Source organism: Klebsiella sp. 1SOBk5mer (genome assembly GCF_046603115.1).
GTDB lineage: Bacteria > Pseudomonadota > Gammaproteobacteria > Enterobacterales > Enterobacteriaceae > Klebsiella > Klebsiella quasipneumoniae.
This window is the reverse complement of sequence record NZ_JBKIUU010000012.1, coordinates 99,369-119,800: the sequence shown is the minus strand read 5'-3', so window position 1 is coordinate 119,800 and position 20,432 is coordinate 99,369. Positions and strand designations below refer to the sequence as shown.

Below are 20,432 nucleotides of genomic sequence, written 5' to 3'. Positions count from 1 at the left end.
TACCCCGGATAGCGGCGCGTAGCGCCTTATCCGGGCTACCCGACGGTCTGGAACCGTAGCCCTGCTAAGCGTAGCGCGAGCAGGGAATATCCCGGATGGCGGCGCGTAGCGCCTTATCCGGGCTACCCGACGGTCCGGAATTGTAGCCCTGCTAAGCGCAGCGCGAGCAGGGAATACCCCGGATAGCGGCGCGTAGCGCCTTATCCGGGCTACCCGACGGTCTGGAACCGTAGCCCTGCTAGGCGTAGCGCGAGCAGGGAATACCCCGGATAGCGGCGCGTAGCGCCTTATCCGGGCTACCCGACGGTCTGGAACCGTAGCCCTGCTAAGCGTAGCGCGAGCAGGGAATACCCCGGATAGCGGCGCGTAGCGCCTTATCCGGGCTACCCGACGGTCCGGAATCGTAGCCCTGCTAAGCGTAGCGCGAGCAGGGAATACCCCGGATAGCGGCGCGTAGCGCCTTATCCGGGCTACCCGACGGTCTGGAACCGTAGCCCTGCTAAGCGTAGCGCGAGCAGGGAAGCCGGTATCTATGCTACAACTTCTTACGCAATAACCGCAGCGCGTTAGCCGTTACCAGTACGGTGGCGCCGGTATCCGCCAGCACCGCCAGCCACAGGCCGGTCAGGCCGAGTAGGGTGGTGACAAGGAAAATCCCCTTCAGCCCTAAGGCAATCGCGATGTTCTGGCGAATATTCGCGTGGGTCGCCCGCGCCAGGGAGATCATCTGCGCCAGGCCGGTCAGACGGTTGTGGGTCAGCGCGGCGTCGGCGGTCTCCAGCGCCACGTCGGTGCCGCTGCCCATGGCGATGCCGATGGTCGCCGCCTTCATCGCCGGGGCGTCGTTGATGCCGTCCCCGACCATCGCCAGCGGCGCATCGGCATTCAGCGCCATCACCGCTTCGACTTTGTCCGCCGGCAGCAGGCCGGCGCGGAATTCCAGACCCAGTTCGCTGGCGATGGCCGCCGCGGCGCGCGGGTTATCCCCGGTAAGGATCACCCCCTGCACCCCCAGCTGGTGTAAGGCATCCACTGCCTGACGCGCGTCGTCGCGCAGGGTGTCGCGCAGCGCCAGGATGCCGAGAAGCGTCTCGCCGCGCATGACCAGCACCACCGTTTGACCGGCGCTCTCCAGCTGCTGGATCTGCGCCTCATGCTCTGACGGGGCGGCTTTGCTGGCCGCGCAGATTACGATACGGCTGCCGTTGACCTCGGCTTCAATACCGGAGCCGGCCAGCGCCCGCTGGCCGCTGGCCTGCGGAATACTCAGCTGACGCCGCTGCGCTTCGCGGACGATAGCCTGCGCCAGCGGATGGCTGGAGCCTTGCTCAACCGCCGCCGCCAGCGCCAGCAGCGTGTTATCGTCATTCTCAGCCGTGGCGATGACCGTGGTCACCTGCGGCTGGCCGACGGTCAGGGTGCCGGTTTTGTCGAACGCCACCTGGCGCACCTGGCCCAGCTGTTCCAGCGCCGCGCCGCCTTTAATTAACGCTCCGCGTCGGGCGGCGACCGCCAGGCCGGAAGTGATGGCTGCCGGGGTGGAGATAACCAGCGCGCACGGGCAGCCGATCAGCAGCAGCGTCAGCCCTTTATAAATCCACGGCAGCCAGGCGCTGGCGAAGAGCAGGGGCGGGACAATGGCGACCAACAGGGCCACCACCATAATGGCCGGAGTGTAGATCCGGCTGAAGCGATCGATAAAACGCTCGATCGGCGCCCGACGCTCCTCCGCCTCTTCAATCAGCTTCAGGATGCGGTCGATGGCGCTGTCGCCCGGTTCGGAGATCACGGTCAGCTGCACCAGGCGGTCGACGCTGGTGGCGCCCGCCGCTACGCGTTCTCCGGCCAGGCGCTCCACCGGCACCGACTCGCCGGATAGAGCGCTTTCATCAAAGCTGGCAAATGGCGACAGCAGCTGACCATCCGCCGGCAGACGCCCGCCGGCGGCCACTTCGATCACATCCCCGGGGCGCAGATCGCGCTGGGCGACGGTTTCCCGCACGCCGTTGCGCAGGCGAATGGCGGTGTCGGGCTTCAGCGCCATCAGCGCGCTCACCCCCTGCCGCGCGCGGCTGGCGGCCCAGCCTTCGAGACGCTCGCCGATCAGGAACAGCAGCAGGACCATCGCCGCCTCTGCGGTGGCGCCGATAAACAGCGCCCCGATGGCGGCGACGCTCATCAGCGTTTCAATGGCGAACCAGCTCCCGCTCTTGATCAGGCGCAGCGCCTGGCGGGCAACCGGCCACAGGCCGACCAGGGTGGTGGCAATAAAGGCTAACTGACCGGCAGGGTGGTTGGCCTGCTCCAGCCCCCAGCTCAGGGCCATCATAATGATCAGCGTCAGCAACGGTAAATTGTCGCGCAGTCGCGAGCCTTGAGTTTTCTCTGACGCGGGGGCATCGGCATCGCGCAGCGTATAGCCTGCCTGACGTACCGCCTGCTCAACCTGAGCCCGAACGTCGCCCTCGGCGTTAACCAATAATTTTTCAGTGGCGAACAGCACCTGAACCTGACTGACGCCGGGCACCTGACGAACCGCCGTTTCCACCTTGCGGGCGCAGGCGGCGCAGTCCATGCCTGCAACCTGCCAGCTGTAGCGGGCGTCGCTGAGCGCTTCGGCGGCAGGCGCGGTCTCTGCGGCGCAGGCGTGGTCTGTGCAGCAGCTTTCCGCCGGGGCGGGCGCTGGCCGCATGGTGAATGACGAGAATTGTGGGACTTTTTTATCCTGCGCGTCTGGAGTCGACATGGCACCCTCCGGTAAATGATAATTTTCTCATTAGCCGTAGGATACACTCTGGAGTCGACTCCAGAGTCAAGGACTAAATTACAGGTACAGCGCGCGCACGATGAGGAAGTGGCCGGCAAAGTAAAACGCGGCGGCAATGGCGTTATCGGCGCGGAAACGGCGGCGATAGTGGCTCACCAGCCACACGGCATTGCTCAGCAGCAGCAGAGCGGCGCCGGCGAATCCGGACAGCGCGGTGTTGGTAGGGCGGGCAAACCACAGCTCACCGGCCAGCCAGACCATCACCAGCGTCATGCCGATAAAGGTCAGCACCGGCATTTTCATCTCTTCCAGCCGGCTCCAGATCACCGCCATCAGCAGGGCGCCGAATACCAGCAGCACCAGCGGCAGCGGCCAGAAGAACGACAGCGTCAGCTGGCTGGCGAACCAGATGGTATACAGCAGATGCGACAGGAAGAAGGCGCCCACCGCGTACATCATCCGCTGGCGCGGCAGCAGGGTCAGGGCGTCGCCGAGCAGGGAGGCGCACAGGCCGGCCAGCACCAGGTAGCTGATGGCATTGAACATCGGCGCCTGCCAGGCCAGCAACAGCAACAGAATCAGGGTGACAGGTTTAAATACCCAGCGTCGCCAGGCCGGCCCGCGATAGGATGCATCGACATAAAGCCATGCGGAGAAACAGACAGCAATAAATGACCAAAGCATAGTAAGTCCCTGTATCTGTTATCATAAGGAAAGTTACGGATGCGTGAAGCTACCACTCAGTGTAGTGGTTTGGCGCAGCAGATGACAATGTTATTCCAGTCGCAGTATGCTGATTCCTGATATTTTTTATGGGTAACCTTAATGAGTAAAATGCCGCTCTTTTTTGTTCTGGTCGTCGCGGTGATTGTGGTGGCGGCTTCGTTTCGCTATGTGCAGCAGCGCCGCGAAAAACTGGCGAACGACGCCGCGCCGGTGTTGCAAAAGCGGGTGATCGTCAGCAATAAGCGGGAAAAAGTGATTAACGATCGGCGTTCGCGGCAGCAGACGGTGACGCCTGCGGGCAGCGAGATGCGCTATGAAGCGAGCTTTCGCCCTGAGAACGGCGGGCTGGAGGTGGTGTTTCGCCTTGACGCGCCGCAGTATCATGCGCTGAGCGTCGGCGATCGCGGGATGTTGAGTTATAAGGGCACAGCGTTCGTGGCGTTCACGCCCGATCCCTGAGCCCTTGTCAGGACTATTTCTTCAGCGTCGCCTTCAGTTTTTTCTGCCAGGCGACGAGCTCAAACACGCCGAAGATAAAAATGCGGATTTGCTCAAAGCGGCCCAGCGGCGGGGCATCCTTCGGCTGCGTCGCCTTGAGCAGCGTCAGCTGCAGACCGTGCATCAGGATCATAAAAATCAGCGCGACGTTGACGAAGATATTCAGCGGCTTCGGGAAGGGCTGAAACAGATTCAATAACAGAAAGGCCCAGACGCACAGCATCAGCAGGCGGCCTAAATTAATCAGCATGGTTCTCTCCTTGGGCCTCACGTTGGTAAAGACGATACGCGACCTGTCCGGCCACTTTTTCACGATACAGATGCCAGTTCGCCGGTACCGGCGGTAAACCGTTTTCGACTTCGCTTTCGACGTACACCAGGGCCTCGTCGGCCAGCCAGCCCTGCGTTTCCAGCAGGCGCAGCGTCTCCTCCAGCAGCCCCTGACGGAACGGCGGGTCGACAAACACAATCTGATGCGGCGTGCCCGGTTGGCTCAGGAAGCTGAGGGTGTTAGTCGCGATCACCTTGCCGCGATCCGCTTTCAGGGTGGCCAGGTTTTTTTGCAACTGCTGAGCGACGCCGCGCTCCATCTCCAGTAGCGTGGTGCTGGCCGCATAGCGGGACAGCGCCTCAAGCCCCAGCGCGCCGCTGCCAGCAAAGCAGTCGAGGCAGTGCGCGTCAACGATGGACGGCGCCAGCCAGTTAAAAAGGGTTTCGCGAACCCGGTCAGTGGTCGGCCGCAGGCCCGGGCTCTCCGGCACCGGTAATTTACGGCCGCGCCATTGCCCGCCGATGATGCGGATCTGGCCGCTGCCCGCGTGGTTTGGTTTTTTCATCTCTCTGCTCAAGTCTCAACTTCCGGCCTGCTATTCTAGCGATCGACGGCGGTTGACGAAACCTTAATCCGGGGGCGGTGCTGCGAGTTAAGTTAAGTGATAGACTATCCAACTAATTTCATCATTTTTTCAGCTTCTGATGAAGCTGCGCCATGAATAAACAGCGAGGAGTGTGGTCGCAAATGGCAAAAGAGAAAAAACGTGGCTTCTTTTCCTGGCTGGGCTTTGGACAGAAAGAGCAGGCACAGGAAACCGAGACTGAACAAAAAGTAGAAGAACAACAAGCGGTTGCCCAGGAGACGCCGGCGGCGGAAACCCCTGCTGAGCCGAGCGCGCCGAAAGCGGACCCGGAGGCGTTTGCCGAAGAGGTCGTCGAAGTCACCGAGACGGTGGTCGAAAGCGAAAAGGCCCACCTCGCGGAGCCTGCCAGCGCGCAGGAAGAAGAGGCGGCGCCAGCGCCTGCTTTGGTTGAAGAGGCGCCGGTCGTCGCGCCGGAGCCTGCGGTCAGCGAACCGCTGAAGGCGGAGGAACAGCCGGCAGTGGTTGAGTCGCTGGTGGAGGACGTTATCGCCGAACCGGTGGCGGCGGAGGCCGTGGCTGAGCAGCCTGTAGAGGATGTCGTCGCCCAACCTCAGGAGACGGAAGCGCCGGAAGAGGACGCGCCGTTAAGCGATGAAGAGCTGGAAGCGCAGGCGCTGGCGGCCGAGGCGGCGGAAGAGGCGGCAGTGGTGGTGCCGGCGCCAGAGGAAGAGGCGCCGGTGGAAGCGCTGGTCCAGGAGCAGGAAAAACCGACGAAAGAAGGCTTTTTCGCCCGCCTTAAGCGTAGCCTGCTGAAAACCAAACAAAATCTCGGTTCCGGATTTATCAGCCTGTTCCGCGGTAAGAAGATTGACGACGATCTGTTTGAAGAGCTGGAAGAGCAGCTGCTGATCGCCGACGTCGGGGTGGAAACCACCCGCAAGATCATTACTCATCTCACCGAGGGCGCCAGCCGTAAGCAGCTGCGCGATGCGGAAGCGCTGTACGGCCTGCTGAAAGAAGAGATGGGCGATATCCTCGCCAAAGTGGATGAGCCGCTGAATGTTGAAGGCAAAACGCCATTTGTTATTCTGATGGTCGGCGTGAACGGGGTGGGGAAAACCACCACCATCGGTAAGCTGGCGCGTCAGTTTGAGCAGCAGGGCAAATCGGTGATGCTGGCGGCGGGGGATACCTTCCGTGCGGCGGCGGTGGAACAGCTGCAAGTCTGGGGCCAGCGTAACAATATCCCGGTGATCGCCCAGCACACCGGCGCCGATTCCGCCTCGGTGATTTTCGACGCCATTCAGGCGGCGAAGGCGCGCCATGTTGATGTGCTGATTGCCGATACCGCCGGGCGTCTGCAGAATAAATCGCACCTGATGGAAGAGCTGAAGAAGATCGTCCGGGTGATGAAAAAGCTGGACGTCGACGCGCCGCATGAGGTGATGTTAACCATCGACGCCAGCACCGGGCAGAATGCCATTAGCCAGGCCAAACTGTTCCATGAAGCGGTAGGTTTGACCGGGATCACCCTGACCAAGCTGGATGGCACCGCCAAAGGCGGCGTGATCTTCTCGGTGGCCGACCAGTTCGGCATTCCGATTCGCTATATTGGCGTCGGCGAGCGTATTGAGGATCTGCGTCCGTTTAATGCGGGCGACTTTATTGAGGCACTTTTTGCCCGAGAGGATTAAGAATGATTCGCTTTGAACAAGTCAGCAAAGCCTATCTCGGTGGGAGACAAGCGCTGCAGGGGGTGAACTTCCACCTGCAGCCGGGCGAGATGGCGTTTCTGACCGGCCACTCCGGCGCAGGGAAAAGTACCCTGCTGAAGCTTATCTGTGGTATCGAACGGCCCAGCGCCGGGAAAATCTTCTTCAGCGGTCATGAAATCAGCCGCCTGAAGAGCCGTGAGGTGCCGTTCCTGCGCCGCCAGATCGGCATGATTTTCCAGGACCACCATTTGCTGATGGATCGTACCGTGTATGACAACGTGGCGATCCCGCTGATTATCGCCGGCGCCAGCGGCGATGACATTCGTCGCCGGGTCTCGGCGGCGCTGGATAAGGTCGGGCTGCTGGACAAAGCGAAGAACTTTCCGATTCAGCTCTCCGGCGGCGAGCAGCAGCGCGTGGGGATCGCTCGCGCGGTGGTCAACAAGCCGGCGGTGCTGCTGGCGGATGAACCGACCGGTAACCTCGACGAGGCGCTCTCGGAGGGGATTTTACGTCTGTTTGAAGAGTTTAACCGCGTCGGGGTGACGGTACTGATGGCCACGCACGATCTGGGGCTTATCTCCAGCCGTCCGTACCGCGTGCTGACGCTCAGCGACGGCCATCTGCATGGAGGCATTCGGGGTGAATAAGCGCGACGCAATGAACCAAATCCGCCAGTTCGGCAGCAAGTTCGATCGCCTGCGCAACGCGGCGGGCGGCGGCGGCGGCGGGCGCAATGCGCCAAAACGGCCGAAAGCGGCGCCTAACCCGGCCTCGCGTAAGAGCAACGTGTTCAACGAGCAGGTGCGCTACGCCTGGCACGGCGCGCTCCAGGATTTAAAAAGCACGCCGCTGGCGACCTTCCTGACGGTGATGGTTATCGCCATCTCGTTGACCCTGCCAAGCGTCTGCTACATGGTCTACAAAAACGTCAGCAGCGCGGCGTCACAGTACTATCCCTCGCCGCAGATCACCGTGTATCTGGAAAAAACGCTGGATGACGATGCCGCGGCGCGGGTGGTCGGCCAGCTGCAGGCGGAGCAGGGCGTCGACAAGGTGAACTATTTGTCACGTGACGAGGCATTGGGTGAATTCCGTAACTGGTCCGGCTTTGGCGGCGCCCTGGATATGCTGGAAGAGAACCCGCTGCCGGCGGTCGCCATCGTGGTGCCGAAGCTGGATTTCCAGAGCACGGAAGCGCTGAACACCCTGCGCGAGCGGGTATCGCGGATCCAGGGGGTCGATGAAGTACGGATGGACGACAGCTGGTTTGCCCGCCTCTCCTCGCTCACCGGGCTGGTGGGCCGCGTGTCGGCGATGATCGGCGTGCTGATGGTGGCGGCGGTGTTCCTGGTGATCGGCAACAGCGTGCGCCTGAGCATCTTCGCCCGCCGCGATACCATTAACGTGCAGAAACTGATCGGCGCCACCGACGGCTTTATCCTGCGTCCGTTCCTCTACGGCGGGGCGATGCTGGGCTTCTCCGGCGCGTTTTTATCGCTGATCCTGTCGGAGATTCTGGTGATGCGCCTCTCGTCGGCAGTGACCGAGGTGGCGAAGGTGTTCGGCACCCAGTTTGAGCTGAGCGGCTTAGGCTTTGACGAGTGTCTGCTGATGCTGATCGTCTGCTCGATGATCGGGTGGGTGGCCGCCTGGCTGGCGACAGTGCAACATTTACGTCACTTTACTCCCGATTAAAAAAAGCGTGATATAATCTTTCCCTGCTGCAATGAGTTCCTGTTCGCAGGGAAAGATACCGCAAGCTTGTTCTCCTTTTCCTGCCCTCACTTTTTCATCGTGGTGTCACATTTTGTGCGTAATTTATTCACACCGTTGCAGGGAACTTGTGGATAAAATCACTGTCTGATACTAATGTGAGTGATATTCTCGTTGCTCATGAATGCTGGCATGCTTGTTGCCTGATGGGGACAAGACCACGTCAGAAGATATCAATTGAGAGGATTTGAATGACCAAAGAAATGCAAACTTTAGCTTTAGCCCCCGTTGGTAACCTGGAATCGTACATCCGGGCCGCTAACACTTGGCCGATGCTGTCGGCTGATGAAGAGCGGGAGCTTGCTGAAAAGCTGCATTACCAGGGCGATCTGGAAGCAGCGAAAAAGCTGATTCTGTCTCACCTGCGCTTTGTTGTTCACATTGCTCGTAACTACTCGGGCTATGGCCTGCCGCAGGCGGATCTGATCCAGGAAGGCAATATCGGCCTGATGAAAGCCGTGCGTCGCTTCAACCCGGAAGTGGGTGTGCGCCTGGTCTCCTTCGCCGTGCACTGGATTAAAGCCGAAATTCACGAATACGTGCTGCGCAACTGGCGTATCGTGAAGGTCGCTACCACCAAAGCACAGCGTAAGCTGTTCTTTAACCTGCGTAAAACCAAACAGCGTCTGGGTTGGTTCAACCAGGATGAAGTGGAAATGGTGGCCCGTGAGCTGGGCGTGTCGAGCAAAGACGTCCGCGAGATGGAATCCCGTATGGCGGCCCAGGACATGACGTTCGACATGTCGTCGGACGATGAATCCGACAGCCAGCCGATGGCGCCGGTTCTTTATCTGCAGGACAAAACGTCAAACTTTGCCGACGGCATCGAAGACGACAACTGGGAAGAGCAGGCGGCGAATAAGCTGACTGACGCGATGCAGGGCCTGGACGAGCGTAGCCAGGATATCATCCGCGCCCGCTGGCTGGACGAAGACAACAAGTCCACGCTGCAGGAGCTGGCTGACCGCTACGGCGTCTCCGCAGAGCGCGTGCGTCAGCTGGAAAAGAACGCCATGAAAAAACTGCGTGCCGCGATCGAAGCCTGATACGCCACCCCTGCCTGACGCCAGGCACCCCGATAACGCCCCGCCTCAGGTTGGGGCGTTTTGTTTTTCTACGCCATCCATGGGCAGCAGCACCTCTGGACAGTGCGTCCGCAGGCACCCTATCAGCACGCTGAACGCCGGCGCCATCTGCTCCTCGGGCTGGCTGGCAAATCCCATCAATAATCCTTTCTTACGCGCCGCCGTCAGGTAGTAGCGCGAGAGCGGCCGCACCAGAATGTGGCGCGCATTGGCCTCGCGGGCGATCGCCACATCGTCCGCCTCCTCCGGTAAATTTAGGATCAAATGCAGTCCGGCATTATCGCTGAAGTCCGACAGGGCGTCGTGCATACAGTGCCGCTGAATCAGCTCGGTTAAAAAGGCGCGACGACGGCTGTAGAGCAGCCGCATGCGGCGGATATGCGCCGAGTAGTGACCAGCGGTAATAAACTCCGCCAGCGCCATCTGGATCAGCGAATGGCCGCCGCGATAAAGCTCGGCGTGGGCGTGCTTCAGATCGCTGACCAGCGGGCGGGGGATCACCACATAGCCCAGGCGCAGGCCGGGATAGAGCGTCTTGCTGAAGGTGCCGATATAGACCACCGGCGCATCGGCCACCAGCCCCTGCAGGGCGGGGATGGGCTGCCCGGAAAAGCGAAACTCGCTGTCATAATCATCTTCGACGATCCAGCTGCCCTGCTGGCGGGCGAGCGCCAGCAGCCGCTGACGGCGTTCAAGGCTCATCACCGCACCCAGCGGATACTGGTGAGAGGGGGTGACGAAGATGAGCCGCGGCGCATCGTCAACCGTTTCTGGCGGGCACAGCCCATTGGCATCGACGGTGATGGGGGCCGCCCGGACGTCGTTCATCGCCAGCACATGGCGAATGCCCCAGTAGGAAGGCTCCTCCACCCACGCCAGATCGCCGTTGTCGCACAGCATGCGAGTGACCAGGTCAATCGCCTGGTGGATCCCCTCGGTGATAAGAATTTGATCTGCCTGACAGTGGACGCCGCGCGATACCCGCAGATAATCCACCAGCGCCTGCTGTAGCTCCGGGGTACCGCCGTTGCAGCTGTAGCTGAGCCGCTCCGGCTTTGGCCGACGGCTGATGCGGGCCTGGATCTTGCTGAACAGCGGATGGGGAAAGGCGTTAACGTCCGGTACGCCGGGAATAAACGCTCCCCACTGGCGTGGGCTGGCGCTGACCTGGCCGAGCAGGTGCTGGCCGCGGCGTGAAAGGTGCGCCGTCGAAGTCGCGATACTGCTGTTTTCCCGCTTCCCCTTAGCGGTCAATGAACTTTCAGGCGCGGTTTGGGCAACGAATGTTCCGCTTCCCCGACGGGAAACCACATATCCTTCCGCCAGTAATTGTTCATAAGTTGTTAATATGGTGTTTCTTGATACGCCGAGTTCTCCCGCCAGGTCCCGCGACGGCGGCAGGCGGCTTTGCGGCGCCAGCGAACCGTCAAGGATCGCGCGGCGAAGCGCGTTGTATAAGCGTTTGTGCAGAAGAGGGTCGCGCTCTTCCTGCAGACGGACCAGCACCAGGTCACCCACCAGCGAACGCAATTGGATCCCTCATATATTCAAAATTGGTACTCGATTATAGGGCCAACTCCTGTGTAAATAAACGACATCGTTTCTAATTTGTTGCGATAACGTGACATACACGACAGGAGATTCGCAGGTGAAAAGCTCAGAACTGAATCAACGTCGCCAGCAGGCGACGCCGCGCGGCGTAGGCGTAATGTGTAACTACTTTGTCGAGAAGGCGGAGAACGCCACGCTGTGGGATATCGAAGGCAATGAGGTGATCGATTTCGCCGCCGGTATCGCCGTGTTAAATACCGGTCACCGTCATCCGAAGGTGGTTGCCGCGGTCGCTGACCAGCTGCAGGCGTTCACCCACACCGCCTATCAGATTGTGCCGTACGAAAGCTATGTCACGCTGGCGGAACGTATCAACGATCTGGCGCCGATTGACGGGCCGGCAAAAACGGCCTTCTTCACCACCGGCGCGGAAGCGGTCGAGAACGCGGTGAAAATTGCCCGCGCTTACACCGGCCGTCCGGGGCTGATTACTTTCGGCGGCGGCTTCCACGGCCGTACCTTTATGACCATGGCGCTCACCGGTAAGGTCGCGCCCTACAAAATCGGCTTCGGCCCCTTCCCGGGCTCGGTGTATCACGGTGTCTACCCGAATGCGGCGCACGGCGTCTCCACCGCGGATGCGCTGAAAAGCCTGGAGCGCATTTTCAAAGCGGATATTGCGCCGGATCAGGTCGCGGCCATCATCCTCGAGCCGATCCAGGGAGAAGGCGGCTTTAACGTCGCGCCAGCCGATTTCATGCAGGCGTTGCGCGATCTGTGCGATACCCACGGCATTCTGCTGATCGCCGATGAAGTGCAGACCGGTTTCGCCCGTACCGGCAAGCTGTTCGCCATGCAGCACTATGATGTGAAACCGGATCTGATGACGATGGCGAAAAGCCTCGCCGGCGGTTTCCCGCTGTCGGGCGTCGTTGGTCGCGCCGAGGTGATGGATGCCCCAGCGCCAGGCGGCCTGGGCGGAACCTATGCCGGTAACCCGCTGGCGGTAGCCGCGGCGCACGCGGTGCTGGATGTGATTGCTGAAGAGCAGCTGTGCCAGCGTGCTGAACAGCTGGGTAGCCATCTGCAGGAAGTGCTCAACCAGGCGCGCGCCACCTGTCCGGCGATTGTCGATGTCCGCGGTCGGGGGTCGATGGTGGCGGTGGAGTTTAACGATCCGCAAACTGGCGAGCCGTCGCCGGAGTTTACCCGCCAGGTGCAACAGAAAGCGCAGGAGAACGGCCTGCTGCTGCTGAGCTGCGGCGTCTACGGCAACGTGATCCGCTTCCTCTATCCGTTGACGATTCCGGACGCCCAGTTCTCGAAAGCGCTGGATATTCTGGCGCGCGTACTGAAGAGCTAACGTCTCCCCGGTGGGCTGCGGCGGCAGGGAAGCCGAACAGAAACAGGAAGCCGCAGCCGGCTGTTCATGCTCAGCGTGAGTGGTTTATCACCCTGATATCACCTTTTTTCCGGCGGAGAAAACCGCCGGAGTAAAACGGAAAGTATTATGTCTGAAAACTCCACCTTTTCTCCCGCCCTCACCGGCCGGGAACGTACGGCTGTCCCTGCAAAATCTCTGAGCTTCGTCGAAGGGGTATCGATGATTGTCGGTACCAATATCGGCGCGGGTGTCCTCTCCATCGCCTATGCGTCAAGCAAAGCAGGCTTCTTACCGCTGCTGTTCTGGCTGGTGCTGGTGGGCAGCCTGACCACGGTGACCATGCTCTATGTCGCGGAATCTACGCTCCGCACGCGTAAACATCTGCAGCTCAGCGGATTATCAAAGCGCTACGTCGGCGGCTTTGGCGCGCTGATGATGTTCCTCTCCGTCTGCGTCAACAGCGTCGGCGCATTGACGGCTTATATGACCGGCAGCGGCAAGCTGCTCTACTCCCTGTTTGGCATTTCGCCGGCGCTGGGCAGCGTGCTGTTTTTCGTCCCGGCGGCAGGGGTGCTTTATCTGGGGCTGAAGGCGATCGGCCGCGGCGAGAAATTTATCAGCATCGGTATGGTGGTGATGATCTCGGTGCTGGTGATTGCCACGCTGCTGAAAGAGACCACCCGCGTGGGCTATCTGCTCGACGGCAACTGGCTGTATATGGTTCCGGTCTTCAACGTCGTGGCGTTCTGCTTCTCGGCACAGTATATCGTCCCGGAAATGGCGCGAGGCTTCGCCGACAAACCGGAAAAATTGCCTAAAGCCATTATGGTCGGTATGGCGCTGACCTTTACCCTGCTGGCGCTGGTGCCGCTGTCGGTGATCTCGCTTAATGGCCTGGACAATATTTCGGATGTGGCCACCATCTCCTGGGGCAGGGCGCTTGGCGAATGGGCCTTCTTCTCCGCCAACCTGTTTGCGCTGTGCGCGATGTTGACCTCCTACTGGGGACTGGGCGGCAGCTTCCTGACCAATATCTTCGATCAGTTCCGCCTGGGGAATGATGAACAGCCTGCCCGCCGCTTGATGGTGCTGCTGGTGGTGGCGATCCCGCCGTTCGTGCTGGCCTACAGCGGTATGGTCTCTTTCGTCAACGCGCTCTATTTTGCCGGGGTGTTCAGCGGCGTTATTTTATCGATTATGCCGATCCTGATGCTCAAGGGCGCCCGCCAACGTGGCGACCTGACGCCGGGCTGGACCTGTCCGGCCTGGATGACCCATCCGCTTATCCAATGCTTCATTGTGTTGTTGTATCTTTGCAGCGCCGTCTACGCGGTAGCGTCCGCGGTAGGCTACCTGCCCGCTGGCTGGTAATCAGGGCCTGTTTTGCACCGCGTCCGGTTCATGCTGGCGCGGTTTTTTTATTTGTCACTTATCTGTTACATAGCCCGCAATTTAGTCGTTTCAAATTCCTCAGAATGACGGTATGTTTAGCATAGTGTGCTGCAAAAGCGCGAGCAGCCCCCGGTTGGTTAGCTATCATATGCTTTTCCTATCGATATAAACAAAATAATGCGCTAACAAACAACATCACAACAAATGCAAAAACCATAATAATGGGGAGCCTCAGGATGAATATGAAGGGTAAAGCGTTACTGGCAGGATGTATTGCCTTAGTTATGAGCAGCGCGGCGCTGGCGGAAGATATCAAAATCGCGGTAGTCGGGGCGATGTCCGGCCCGGTGGCCCAGTACGGCGATCAGGAGTTTACCGGCGCCGAGCAGGCGGTAGCGGATATCAACGCGAAGGGCGGCATTAAGGGCAATAAGCTGCAGATCGTAAAATATGATGACGCTTGCGACCCGAAACAGGCGGTAGCGGTCGCCAACAAAGTGGTCAACGACGGAATCAAATACGTTATCGGCCACCTGTGCTCCTCTTCCACTCAGCCGGCGTCTGACATCTATGAAGACGAAGGCATTCTGATGATCACCCCCGCTGCGACCGCGCCGGAGCTGACCGCGCGCGGCTATAAGCTGATCCTGCGCACCACCGGTCTGGACTCCGACCAGGGACCAACCGCGGCGAAATACATTCTCGACAAAGTGAAGCCGCAGCGTATCGCAGTCGTGCATGACAAACAGCAGTACGGCGAAGGTTTGGCCCGTGCGGTGCAGGATGGCTTGAAAAAAGGCGGGGCGAACGTGGTCTTCTTCGACGGGATCACCGCTGGTGAGAAAGATTTCTCCACTCTGGTGGCGCGCCTGAAGAAAGAGAATATCGACTTCGTCTACTACGGCGGTTACCACCCGGAAATGGGCCAGATCCTGCGTCAGGCCCGGGCTGCCGGTCTGAAAACCCAGTTTATGGGCCCGGAAGGCGTAGCGAACGTCTCCCTGTCTAACATCGCCGGCGAGTCGGCGGAAGGCCTGCTGGTGACCAAGCCGAAGAACTACGACCAGGTGCCGGCGAACAAACCGATCGTGGATGCGATCAAGGCGAAGAAACAGGATCCGAGCGGCGCCTTCGTCTGGACCACCTACGCGGCGCTGCAGTCGCTGCAGGCGGGCCTGAATCAGTCTGACGATCCGGCGGAAATCGCTAAATACCTGAAAGGCGCGACGGTAGACACCGTGATGGGCCCGCTGTCGTGGGATCAGAAAGGCGACCTGAAAGGCTTCGAGTTCGGTGTCTTTACCTGGCATGCTAACGGTACGGCGACCGACGCCAAATAATTTAACCGGCGCCTTTCACGCTGCAAATGCGTTGTCTGCGCCCCTCAACCCCGGTCACTTACTGATGTAAGCTCCCGGGGATGTCGGGTCTTGACGCCTTTTTGCAACGCGAAATGCTGGGTTAAATGGGTGGTGGCGCCTTTCACGCTGCAAATGCGTTGTCTGCGCCCCTCAACCCCGGTCACTTACTGATGTAAGCTCCCGGGGATTTCGGGTCTTGACGCCTTTTTGCAACGCGAAATGCTGGGTTAAATGGGTAGGGCGCCTTTCACGCTGCAAATGCGTTGTCTGCCCCCGCTCGCGCTGCGCTTACCAGGGCTATAGTTGCCAGGTAGCCCGGCTAAGCGAAGCGCCGCCGGGTTCTTCCTTGGCCATGCTCCGCTTATTGGGGCTACGGCTTAATGCTTTTCCCAACCGGTCTGCTGGGCGCTAAAGCCGAGTGCCTGCATAAAGGCCGCCATCACGCCGCGGTCTTCCACCCCGCGGTCGGCGATGCGCCAGCTATTGATCGCCGGGTTATCACGCAATGTCTCTTCCACTAAATATTGCCCGACGCCGCGGCGGCGGGTCACTTCACGCACGCACAGATCGCTGAGCTCACCTTCGACGCCGCGCAGGGTAACGCGCACAGCGCCCAACAGGCGCTCGTTAAAGCGGGCGGCATAGAGACGATGGTTTTCATCCAGGGTCAGCGTCGACAGATCCTGCGACGGCCAGATTTTCCCCAGATCAATGCGATCCTGATCGCTGAAGTGCTGTAAACGGATAATAGTCAGTTTCATGGGCGGCAAGTCCAGTGCAAAACAGAGGCGCCAGTGTACCCAAAATTGCTGTCTGGCGGAGCGCTGTTTTTTGCGTATACATCAGGGGATTCGTTTTCCTGGCGTTGTTGGGGTAGCGCAATCCGTCATGGATCGAAAAATAAGCAGGATTTTAACCTAATGTGCAGCGTTTTATTCCGCCTTATGTATCGTTATTTTATGCTGCCGCATGGACTTTTTTTTGTTTATCTTCAGCAAAATACAGAATATTATCTTTGCTTAATCGACTGAAAAATAGAGATTTTAATCTGTTTTTTAGTGAAAAGCTGCGCTAAACCATTAAACTCAATGGTAAAAATGGCGTTGTTTAATAAAAGCACAGAATGCTTTTTAACCATAAAAATACAAAACATTTACACCACATCACGAACGGGGTTCTGCAGCATGAAAAGGAACGCGAAAACCATCGTCGCGGGCATTGTCGCATTAGCGATGTCGCACGCGGCGATGGCCAAGGATATTAAGGTCGCCGTGGTCGGCGCGATGTCGGGTCCGGTGGCCCAGTGGGGCGACATGGAGTTCAACGGCGCGCGTCAGGCGATTAAAGACATCAACGCCAGCGGCGGTATTAAGGGCGACAAGCTGGTGGCCGTCGAATATGACGACGCCTGCGATCCGAAGCAAGCGGTCGCGGTGGCCAACAAAATCGTCAACGACGGTATTCAGTACGTTATCGGCCACCTGTGCTCCTCTTCCACCCAGCCGGCTTCCGATATCTATGAGGATGAAGGCATCCTGATGATCTCCCCGGGAGCGACCAACCCGGAGCTGACCCAGCGCGGCTATCAGTACATCATGCGTACCGCCGGCCTCGACTCCTCGCAGGGGCCGACCGCGGCGAAATATATCGTCGAGAAAGTCAAACCGCAGCGTATCGCCATCATTCATGACAAGCAGCAGTACGGCGAAGGGCTGGCGCGTTCGGTGCAGGACAACCTGAAAAAAGCCGGGGCCAACATCGTCTTCTTTGACGGTATCACCGCGGGCGAGAAAGATTTCTCCGCGCTGCTGGCGCGCCTGAAGAAAGAGAACATCGACTTCGTCTACTACGGCGGTTACTACCCGGAAATGGGCCAAATGCTGCGCCAGGCGCGCTCCGTGGGGCTGAAAACCGTGTTTATGGGGCCGGAAGGGGTCGGCAACGCCTCGCTGTCCAATATCGCGGGCGCCGCGGCGGAAGGGATGCTGGTGACGATGCCAAAACGCTACGATCAGGACCCTGCCAACAGCGCCATCGTCAACGCGCTGAAAGCGGAGAAGAAAGATCCGAGCGGGCCGTATGTCTGGATCACTTACGCCGCGGTTCAGTCGCTGGCGCAGGCGATGGACAGAACCGGCAGCCAGCAGCCGCTGGATTTAATCAAAGATTTGAAAGCGCACGGGGCGAAAACCGTGATTGGGCCGCTGACCTGGGATGAAAAAGGCGATCTGAAGGGATTTGAGTTTGGTGTCTTCCAGTGGCACGCCGACGGCTCTTCGAGCGCGGCGAAATAAGCGCTGAAGATGAGTTATCCCTCCGCCCGCGAGCCGCGGGCGGTTTGAAAAAGGTTACCTTATGTCCGAGCAGTTTCTCTATTTTCTGCAGCAGATGTTTAACGGCGTCACGCTGGGCAGTACCTACGCGCTGATCGCCATCGGCTATACGATGGTGTACGGCATTATAGGCATGATCAACTTCGCCCATGGCGAGGTCTACATGATTGGCAGCTATGTCTCCTTCATGATCATCGCCGCGCTGATGATGATGGGTATCGACACCAGCTGGCTGCTGGTCGCCGCCGGCTTCGTGGGCGCCATTGTGATTGCCAGCGCCTACGGCTGGAGCATTGAGCGCGTGGCCTATCGGCCGGTGCGTAATTCCAAGCGTCTGATTGCGCTGATCTCCGCTATCGGGATGTCTATCTTCCTGCAGAACTACGTCAGCCTGACCCAGGGCTCCCGCGACGTGGCGCTGCCGAGCCTGTTTAACGGCCAGTGGGTCGTCGGCCACAGCGACAGCTTCTCCGCGACGATCACCACCATGCAGCTGGTGATCTGGGTGGTGACCTTTATCGCCATGCTGGCCCTGACGCTGTTCATTCGCTACTCGCGGATGGGGCGCGCCTGCCGCGCCTGTGCCGAAGACCTGAAAATGGCGAGCCTGCTCGGCATTAACACCGATCGCGTCATTGCCCTGACCTTTGTCATCGGCGCAGCGATGGCGGCGGTGGCGGGCGTGCTGCTGGGTCAGTTCTACGGCGTGATTAACCCCTACATCGGCTTTATGGCCGGGATGAAGGCCTTCACCGCCGCCGTGCTCGGCGGTATCGGCAGTATCCCCGGCGCGATGATCGGCGGCCTGATCCTGGGTATTGCCGAGGCGCTCTCTTCTGCCTATCTCAGCACCGAATATAAGGATGTGGTTTCCTTTGCGCTGCTGATTCTGGTGCTGTTAGTGATGCCGACCGGCATTCTGGGCCGCCCGGAGGTGGAAAAAGTATGAAACCGATGCAAATTGCAATGGCGCTGCTCTCTGCTGCGATGTTCTTCATTCTGGCGGGCGTCTTTATGGGCGTGCAGCTGGAGCTGAACGGCACCAAACTGGTGGTGGATACCGCCGCCGATATTCGCTGGCAGTGGATCTTCATCGGCACCGCGGTGGTCTTTTTCTTCCAGCTGCTGCGGCCGCTGTTCCAGAAAGCGGTTAAGAACGTCTCCGGGCCGAAGTTTATTATGCCGGCGATTGACGGCTCGACGGTGAAGCAGAAGTTGTTCCTGATAGCCCTGCTGGTGATTGCCGTGGCCTGGCCGTTTATGGTGTCGCGCGGTACGGTGGATATCGCCACCCTGACGATGATCTATATCATTCTCGGCCTTGGGCTGAACGTGGTGGTCGGCCTTTCCGGCCTGCTGGTCCTGGGCTACGGCGGGTTCTACGCCATCGGCGCGTATACCTTCGCGCTGCTGAACCACTATTACGGTCTCGGCTTCTGGACCTGTCTGCCGCTGGCCGGCCTGGTCTCCGCGGCGGCTGGCTTCCTGCTTGGCTTCCCGGTGCTGCGTCTGCGCGGCGACTACCTGGCGATCGTGACCTTAGGCTTCGGCGAGATCGTGCGTATTCTGCTGCTCAACAATACCGAAATCACCGGCGGGCCAAACGGCATCAGCCAGATCCCGAAACCGACCTTCTTTGGCCTCGAATTCAGCCGCAGCGCCCGCGAAGGCGGCTGGGATACCTTCAGCAACTTCTTCGGCGTCAAATACGATCCCTCCGACCGGGTCATTTTCCTCTATCTGGTGGCGCTGCTGCTGGTGGTGCTGAGCCTGTTCGTTATCAACCGCCTGCTGCGGATGCCGCTGGGGCGGGCGTGGGAAGCGCTGCGTGAAGATGAGATCGCCTGTCGTTCGCTGGGCCTGAGCCCGACGCGCATCAAGCTGACCGCCTTTACCATCAGCGCCGCGTTTGCCGGCTTCGCCGGGACGCTGTTCGCCGCGCGCCAGGGCTTCGTCAGCCCGGAATCCTTTACCTTCGCCGAGTCCGCCTTTGTACTGGCGATCGTCGTGCTGGGCGGGATGGGCTCGCAGTTTGCGGTGATCCTGGCGGCTATTCTGCTGGTGGTGTCGCGTGAGCTGATGCGTGACTTTAACGAATACAGCATGTTAATGCTCGGCGGTCTGATGGTGCTGATGATGATCTGGCGTCCGCAGGGGCTTCTGCCAATGACGCGCGTGCAGTTGAAGCTGAAAAACGGTCAGGCGAAAGGAGAGCAGGCATGAGTCAGCCATTATTATCCGTCAGCGGCCTGATGATGCGTTTCGGCGGTCTGCTGGCCGTCAACAATGTGTCGCTGGAGCTCAAAGAGCGCGAGATCGTCTCGCTGATCGGCCCCAACGGCGCTGGGAAGACCACCGTCTTTAACTGCCTGACCGGTTTTTACAAGCCCACCGGCGGCACCATTCTGCTGCGCGACCAGCATCTGGAAGGGCTGCCAGGCCAGCAGATTGCCCGGATGGGCGTGGTGCGGACCTTCCAGCACGTGCGCCTGTTCCGCGAAATGACGGTCATTGAAAACCTGCTGGTGGCGCAACATCAGCAGCTGAAAACCGGGCTCTTCTCCGGCCTGCTGAAAACGCCGGCCTTCCGTCGGGCGCAGAGCGAAGCGCTGGACCGCGCGGCCACCTGGCTTGAGCGTATCGGCCTGCTGGAGCACGCTAACCGGCAGGCCAGCAACCTGGCCTATGGCGACCAGCGCCGGCTGGAGATTGCCCGCTGCATGGTGACCCAGCCGGAAATTCTAATGCTCGATGAACCGGCGGCGGGGCTGAACCCGAAAGAGACCAAAGAGCTGGACGAGCTTATCGCCGAGCTGCGTAACCATCACAACACCACCATCCTGCTTATCGAACACGATATGAAGCTGGTGATGGGCATTTCCGATCGCATCTACGTCGTGAACCAGGGGACACCGCTGGCCAACGGGACGCCGGAAGAGATTCGTAATAACCCGGACGTGATCCGCGCATACCTTGGTGAGGCATAA

General features: G+C 59.7%; 18 protein-coding genes. 12 read left to right on the top strand and 6 right to left on the bottom strand.

Annotation, left to right across the window (positions count from 1 at the left end):
* Window positions 1–535: 535 nt before the first annotated feature.
* Window positions 536–2,746 carry a Zn(II)/Cd(II)/Pb(II) translocating P-type ATPase ZntA gene (gene zntA, locus ACLH1U_RS21660; protein ID WP_411299457.1) on the bottom strand — a complete coding sequence of 737 codons (2,211 nt, stop codon included), beginning with the start codon at window positions 2,744–2,746 and terminating at the stop codon, window positions 536–538.
* A 78-nt stretch (window positions 2,747–2,824) separates the two neighbouring features.
* Complete coding sequence (locus tag ACLH1U_RS21655) at window positions 2,825–3,451, bottom strand: lysoplasmalogenase (RefSeq protein ID WP_101862285.1); 627 nt, start codon at window positions 3,449–3,451, stop codon at window positions 2,825–2,827.
* A 150-nt stretch (window positions 3,452–3,601) separates the two neighbouring features.
* Here ACLH1U_RS21655 and ACLH1U_RS21650 point away from each other — a divergent pair, with 150 nt between their 5' ends.
* On the top strand, window positions 3,602–3,952 hold the full coding sequence (locus ACLH1U_RS21650) for a DUF2500 domain-containing protein (RefSeq protein WP_023291234.1): 351 nt from the start codon (window positions 3,602–3,604) through the stop codon (window positions 3,950–3,952).
* A 13-nt stretch (window positions 3,953–3,965) separates the two neighbouring features.
* Here ACLH1U_RS21650 and ACLH1U_RS21645 read toward each other — a convergent pair whose 3' ends face one another.
* On the bottom strand, window positions 3,966–4,241 hold the full coding sequence (locus ACLH1U_RS21645) for a DUF1145 family protein (protein ID WP_004202092.1): 276 nt from the start codon (window positions 4,239–4,241) through the stop codon (window positions 3,966–3,968).
* Window positions 4,231–4,827, bottom strand: coding sequence for a 16S rRNA (guanine(966)-N(2))-methyltransferase (gene rsmD, locus ACLH1U_RS21640; RefSeq protein ID WP_023291233.1), 597 nt, complete (start codon window positions 4,825–4,827; stop codon window positions 4,231–4,233). The genes ACLH1U_RS21645 and rsmD overlap by 11 nt, the downstream gene beginning before the upstream one ends.
* Before the next feature lie 182 nt (window positions 4,828–5,009).
* Here rsmD and ftsY point away from each other — a divergent pair, with 182 nt between their 5' ends.
* The 4 genes from ftsY to rpoH all read left to right on the top strand — a co-directional run bounded on the left by ftsY (window position 5,010) and on the right by rpoH (window position 9,385).
* Window positions 5,010–6,542 carry a signal recognition particle-docking protein FtsY gene (gene ftsY / locus ACLH1U_RS21635; RefSeq protein ID WP_048335485.1) on the top strand — a complete coding sequence of 511 codons (1,533 nt, stop codon included), beginning with the start codon at window positions 5,010–5,012 and terminating at the stop codon, window positions 6,540–6,542.
* Between the two features lie 2 nt (window positions 6,543–6,544).
* Window positions 6,545–7,213, top strand: a complete 669-nt coding sequence (gene ftsE, locus ACLH1U_RS21630; RefSeq protein WP_004202097.1) for a cell division ATP-binding protein FtsE — start codon at window positions 6,545–6,547, stop codon at window positions 7,211–7,213.
* Window positions 7,206–8,261 carry a permease-like cell division protein FtsX gene (gene ftsX / locus ACLH1U_RS21625; protein WP_085551453.1) on the top strand — a complete coding sequence of 352 codons (1,056 nt, stop codon included), beginning with the start codon at window positions 7,206–7,208 and terminating at the stop codon, window positions 8,259–8,261. The genes ftsE and ftsX overlap by 8 nt, the downstream gene beginning before the upstream one ends.
* A gap of 269 nt (window positions 8,262–8,530) precedes the next feature.
* Window positions 8,531–9,385, top strand: a complete 855-nt coding sequence (gene rpoH, locus ACLH1U_RS21620) for an RNA polymerase sigma factor RpoH (RefSeq protein WP_002920815.1) — start codon at window positions 8,531–8,533, stop codon at window positions 9,383–9,385.
* Window positions 9,386–9,430: 45 nt separating this feature from the next.
* Here the strand turns inward: rpoH and ACLH1U_RS21615 are convergent, their stop codons facing one another.
* On the bottom strand, window positions 9,431–10,954 hold the full coding sequence (locus ACLH1U_RS21615) for a PLP-dependent aminotransferase family protein (RefSeq protein WP_411299456.1): 1,524 nt from the start codon (window positions 10,952–10,954) through the stop codon (window positions 9,431–9,433).
* Window positions 10,955–11,072: 118 nt separating this feature from the next.
* Here ACLH1U_RS21615 and ACLH1U_RS21610 point away from each other — a divergent pair, with 118 nt between their 5' ends.
* The 3 genes from ACLH1U_RS21610 (at window position 11,073) to livJ (ending at window position 15,091) form a co-directional block, all read left to right on the top strand.
* Entirely contained in the window at window positions 11,073–12,338 is a 1,266-nt protein-coding gene (locus ACLH1U_RS21610; RefSeq protein ID WP_023291230.1) for a 4-aminobutyrate--2-oxoglutarate transaminase, read from the top strand.
* A gap of 147 nt (window positions 12,339–12,485) precedes the next feature.
* Entirely contained in the window at window positions 12,486–13,730 is a 1,245-nt protein-coding gene (locus ACLH1U_RS21605; RefSeq protein ID WP_060589716.1) for an aromatic amino acid transport family protein, read from the top strand.
* 257 nt (window positions 13,731–13,987) lie between these two features.
* Window positions 13,988–15,091: a branched chain amino acid ABC transporter substrate-binding protein LivJ gene (gene livJ / locus ACLH1U_RS21600; protein WP_002920812.1), complete on the top strand. Its 1,104-nt coding sequence runs from the start codon at window positions 13,988–13,990 to the stop codon at window positions 15,089–15,091.
* A gap of 398 nt (window positions 15,092–15,489) precedes the next feature.
* Here the strand turns inward: livJ and panM are convergent, their stop codons facing one another.
* Window positions 15,490–15,873, bottom strand: coding sequence for an aspartate 1-decarboxylase autocleavage activator PanM (gene panM / locus ACLH1U_RS21595; protein WP_032454249.1), 384 nt, complete (start codon window positions 15,871–15,873; stop codon window positions 15,490–15,492).
* A gap of 423 nt (window positions 15,874–16,296) precedes the next feature.
* Here panM and livK point away from each other — a divergent pair, with 423 nt between their 5' ends.
* The 4 genes from livK to livG all read left to right on the top strand — a co-directional run bounded on the left by livK (window position 16,297) and on the right by livG (window position 20,432).
* Window positions 16,297–17,406 carry a high-affinity branched-chain amino acid ABC transporter substrate-binding protein LivK gene (livK, locus tag ACLH1U_RS21590; RefSeq protein WP_002920808.1) on the top strand — a complete coding sequence of 370 codons (1,110 nt, stop codon included), beginning with the start codon at window positions 16,297–16,299 and terminating at the stop codon, window positions 17,404–17,406.
* A gap of 61 nt (window positions 17,407–17,467) precedes the next feature.
* Window positions 17,468–18,394: a high-affinity branched-chain amino acid ABC transporter permease LivH gene (livH, locus tag ACLH1U_RS21585; RefSeq protein WP_002920807.1), complete on the top strand. Its 927-nt coding sequence runs from the start codon at window positions 17,468–17,470 to the stop codon at window positions 18,392–18,394.
* Window positions 18,391–19,668: a branched chain amino acid ABC transporter permease LivM gene (gene livM / locus ACLH1U_RS21580; protein ID WP_004202111.1), complete on the top strand. Its 1,278-nt coding sequence runs from the start codon at window positions 18,391–18,393 to the stop codon at window positions 19,666–19,668. The genes livH and livM overlap by 4 nt, the downstream gene beginning before the upstream one ends.
* Complete coding sequence (gene livG / locus ACLH1U_RS21575; protein ID WP_023291227.1) at window positions 19,665–20,432, top strand: high-affinity branched-chain amino acid ABC transporter ATP-binding protein LivG; 768 nt, start codon at window positions 19,665–19,667, stop codon at window positions 20,430–20,432. Before livM ends, livG begins: the two co-directional genes overlap by 4 nt.